4 protein-coding genes and 1 other annotated feature are annotated in these 4,136 nt (G+C 64.2%); of the genes, 3 read left to right on the top strand and 1 reads right to left on the bottom strand.

What is annotated here, in order from left to right; all coding sequences use genetic code 11:
• Positions 1-93, top strand: a sequence feature (AL1L pseudoknot). This feature is flagged as partial in the annotation.
• The 3 genes from ACQ3I4_RS16535 to ACQ3I4_RS16525 all read left to right on the top strand — a co-directional run.
• Positions 1-921: IS3 family transposase (locus ACQ3I4_RS16535; protein WP_430633931.1), on the top strand; the 921-nt coding region annotated here is incomplete at its 5' end. Its footprint overlaps the feature before it by 93 nt.
• A gap of 37 nt (positions 922-958) precedes the next feature.
• On the top strand, positions 959-1,723 hold the full coding sequence (locus tag ACQ3I4_RS16530; protein WP_430633930.1) for an AAA family ATPase: 765 nt from the start codon (positions 959-961) through the stop codon (positions 1,721-1,723).
• A gap of 3 nt (positions 1,724-1,726) precedes the next feature.
• Positions 1,727-2,923, top strand: coding sequence for a hypothetical protein (locus ACQ3I4_RS16525; protein WP_430633929.1), 1,197 nt, complete (start codon positions 1,727-1,729; stop codon positions 2,921-2,923).
• Here the strand turns inward: ACQ3I4_RS16525 and ACQ3I4_RS16520 are convergent.
• Positions 2,909-4,056, bottom strand: a protein-coding gene (locus ACQ3I4_RS16520) for an IS3 family transposase (protein ID WP_329863527.1) whose coding sequence is annotated in 2 segments (ribosomal slippage) — positions 2,909-3,783 and positions 3,783-4,056 — 1,149 coding nt in all. Because the reading frame shifts where the segments join, the coding sequence is not laid out codon by codon here. The genes ACQ3I4_RS16525 and ACQ3I4_RS16520 overlap by 15 nt on opposite strands.
• Between the last annotated feature and the right edge of the window lie 80 nt (positions 4,057-4,136).

The raw sequence follows: 4,136 nt of genomic DNA, 5'->3' as shown, positions 1-4,136 counted from the left end.
CGACCGCCCGTCGAGGTGATGTGTTCCTTCATCGAGGAGCACCGCGGCGAGCACGGGGTCGAGCCGATCTGCCGAGAACTGCAGATCGCCCCGAGCACATACTACGCGCACCGCACCCGCAAGCCTTCGGCGCGCAGCGTCCGGGACGGGGAGCTGACGGCCGAGATCCAGCGGATCCACAAGAAGAACTTCTCCGTCTACGGGGCGCGGAAGGTCCACGCCCAGCTGCGCCGCGAGGGCACCGAGGTGGCCCGGTGCACCGTGGAGCGCCTGATGCGCGCCGAAGGGCTGCGCGGGGTCTCGCGGGCCAAGGGGCCGCGGACAACGAAACCGGCGCCGGAAACCGGCCGGCCCGCGGACCTCGTCGAGCGCCGGTTTTCCGCCGAGGCCCAGGACCGGCTGTGGGTCGCGGACATCACCTGCGTGCGAACCTTCGCCGGCTGGGTCTACGCCGCTTTCGTCCTGGACGTGTTCTCCCGCCGCATCGTGGGCTGGCAGGTCTCCACCAGCCTCTACACCGAGCTGGCCCTCGACGCCCTGGAAATGGGGATCTGGTCCCGCAGCAGGGACGGCGCGGACCTGTCCGGACTTGTCCACCATAGCGACAGGGGCGTGCAATACCGAGCACTTCGTTACGCCGAACGCCTCGCCGCCGAGGATGCCGTGGCCTCGGTGGGTTCGAGGGGCGATAGCTACGACAACGCGATGGCCGAGGCACTCAATTCGCTGTTCAAGGCCGAGCTCGTCCGCAACCGCAGGCCCTGGCACGATATCAACCACCTCGAGGTCGCCGTCGCGGAATGGGTCGACTGGTACAACCACCGTCGGCTCCACGGCGAGCTCGGACACATCCCGCCCGTCGAATACGAAAAGCTCCACACCCTACACGGCCAGCCCGAGCTGGCGACAATTTCCAACTAAGAAGCCCTCCACCAAACCCGGGGCTTGACAGTCCACCGTGGGCAAAACCACTGCCTGCATCGCCCTCATGCGCAGCACGCACGCCCTGTTCGGCCTGCAGCATCGAGACTTCGCCGGTCGCGGCGCGATCCCCGTGGCCTACGTCGAAGTGCCCGCCGGCTCGTCGGCCAAAGCCATGATCGGGCGGTTCGCGCATTTCTACGGACTGGAACTGCCCGGACGCTCTACTCTCGAGGAAATCCTTAAGGCAGTTGTCACCGCGATGCGGACTTGCTCCACCCAGCTGGTGGTCGTTGACGAACTGCAGAACCTAAGCAAGCTCAGTCAGGGAAATGGCGAATCCGTCGACGTCCTCAAGAGCCTGTCCAACCAGGTCCCGGCTACCTTCGTATATTCGGGCATCAACGTCCACCAAGGTGGACTCCTGGCAGGTGAGCGGGGAAACCAGATCAGCCGACGCTTCACGCTGCTCGAGATGCAACGCTACGGACATGCCACGGCGGAGGAAACGAAGGCTTGGAACGGCATAGTTATGGCGTTCTCAAACGAGCTACCACTTCTGGCTCATGACAAGAAGGCATTACTCAAGGATGCTGCGTGGCTTCACCGACGTAGCGGAGGCAACATCGGCACCCTTCAGCGGCTTCTGGTCGGGGGCGCTCAGCTACTCATCCTCGAAGGCGACCCCGCGGGTGAAACCCTAACCCGCGAGTACATGGAGGCACTCCCCGTCGACATGGCCGCGGAGAACGCCGGGGGCTTGTTGGAGGAAAGCCCAGCCCTGCGGCAACTGACCGGCTAAACCATGGTCCCCGACCTGAACCGCAGGTTCCCCGTGCGAATCCGCCCACGGTATTTGGAAGCACCCGAGAGCTACGGCCAACGACTGGCCTTGGCCAACGGCCTTCCCGCTCTCGCCTCGTCCAAGGCCGCGCGCCAATTGGCGGCCTCGTCAGAAGCCCAGGCGCTTCGGGCGGCACTCGTCCGCTGGTGCGAGGCAAAGGGCGGGCTTGCCCCAGGACACTTCCAGCGCCAGGCCCGGCAGGTCAGGGAAGAACTCCCGGCACGCAGCATGTGCCGACTCTGCGCCGGGGGAGCAACGGTCGGGCAACTGGACCACGTTGAAACGAATTGCTGCCTGCGGCACGGGCTGTGGACCGGACCCGGGACCACACCGGCAGCCCAGTTCACAGTCGGACGGGAGGTTATCGCCGCCGAACGCCGTTACCGCTACCTGTTACGTCGCAATCGAGCTGACCTCAGTCTCTTTCGGGCGATCGCCAGCGTCCTCACCCCCAAGAACTATGGCGCACCAGCGCAGCGAATTTTCGACGCCGGGAGCTACCCGGTCCTGATCGCCGTCGCCGGCCTTCTGACGGACCGGAGCCTTCACCGGAAACTCTTCGATACGCGCCTCACCTTTGCAGAAACAAATGCCCGGCTGGCAGAACACCTCCGGAAGGCCGTACCGGGCAGCGGGTGCGAGTTGGCGGACGGTGTCTGGCTGCTGCTGCGCCCGACGTTTCTATGGGTGCGCAAATCTGCGCTGGACGCCCCGACCGGAGAAGACTTCGTCCCGCTCATCGCGGTCAATCGGGCTGACATTCAGGGTGCCGACAGTACAGTCCGCCCACTGGAGCCGTTCAGCCGCTACCTGGCACAGTTGCGGCAGCAACGCGGCGCATTGCCAGTCCATCGACGAGAGGTTTATGTTGTCGCCGGACAGGGAAAGGGACGAGGCCCAGTGCCGACCGTTGGCCGGCCCTTGCTGATCTGCGGTGACGGACACGTCTTGCGACGGGGCTGGGATAAAGCTTTCGCGGCACTCGACGAAGGCAGGTCCATGTGCCCGATCTGCAACGGCGGCCAGCCTCTTGCCGGCTACAACACCATCGTTGAAACACACCCTCACCTTGCACGCGAATGGGACGCGGAAAGGAATGACAACGATTGCCCCTTGATTGGGTCCCGGTTAGCAGTCCAGTGGCTATGCGATAGCTAGTTGATTTTTCTGCGTCCAGGTGTCCCAGTATTGTTTCGGCGTCATGCCGTCGAGGGATCCGTGGGGCCGTTCATGATTGTAGATGTCCTTCCACTCGTCGGCCAAGTACTTCGCTTCGGCCATGGTGTCGATGATTTCCCCAGTGAGTTGTTCCCTTCTGAATTGGGCGTTGAATGATTCGGCGAACCCGTTCTGCCACGGGGATCCCGGGTCGATGAACGCCGTATCTACCCCGGCAGTGGCGCACCAGTTGACCAGCGCTGCGGCGGTGAATTCCGGCCCGTTATCGGAGCGCACATAGGTTGGCGTGACACCGGTTTCGGCGATGATGTCCTCCAGGACGGCGACCACATCGGTGGCGGTGAAGGACCTGCGCGGAACGATCGCCAGGGCGGTGCGGGTGTACTCGTCAATGACGTTGAAGAACCGGACATGCCGCCCACAGGAGGTCACATCGGATTGGAAGTCGAAGCTGATCACGTGCATCGGGTATTCGGCCTTCAGCCGCTTCTGCTCCCCGGCGCCGGGCCCGGTGCGGCGACGCTTACGCGCCTTCGGCTTGCACGTCAGTCCCTCGGCCCGCCAGAGCCGGCGCACCCGCTTAGCGTTGAGCACCACGCCAGCCCACTCCGGCTGGGCCAGCAGGCGCCAGCGGGCCTTCCGCCACCCCCACGCCGGATGCTCCCCGGCGATGGCCCGCAACGCCGCGCGTAGCCGGGCTTCCTCAAAGCTGACCGCTGGGCGTGACTTGCGCAGCGCGGAACGGTTCTGCCCCAGCACCTTGCACGCGAATCTCTCGGACGCCCCGAATTTCTCCACCGCCATGCGCACTGCCCGGCGGCGAGGTTCGGGGCTCAGAATTTTCCCTTAGCCACCTCGTTCAGGATGTCGATGGCCAGTTCCTTCTCGGCCAGCAACCGCTTCAGCCGGGCGTTTTCCTTCTCCAAGTCCTTGACCGCTTTGGTTTGGGCTGCGTTCTGCTCGGAACCGTACTGCTGCAGCCACCGATACCAGGTTGCCTCGGTGACCTGCAGCTCCTTGATGACCTCGATCATCGGCTTGCCGTCATTGAGCATCTTCTGCCCCTGCCGGACCTTCGCGACGACCTGATCCGGGGTATGCCTACGTGCCATAATCTGTGAATTTCCTCCTGCACCCATTATCGGATGCGAAACTCACACAGTCACCGGACTCCTACCCGGGGACCCAACCA

The organism is Zafaria sp. Z1313 (assembly GCF_050563205.1).
Lineage (GTDB): Bacteria > Actinomycetota > Actinomycetes > Actinomycetales > Micrococcaceae > JAZDCJ01.
The sequence above is the reverse complement of the archived record's forward strand: the minus strand, read 5'-3'. Positions and strand labels throughout refer to the sequence as shown.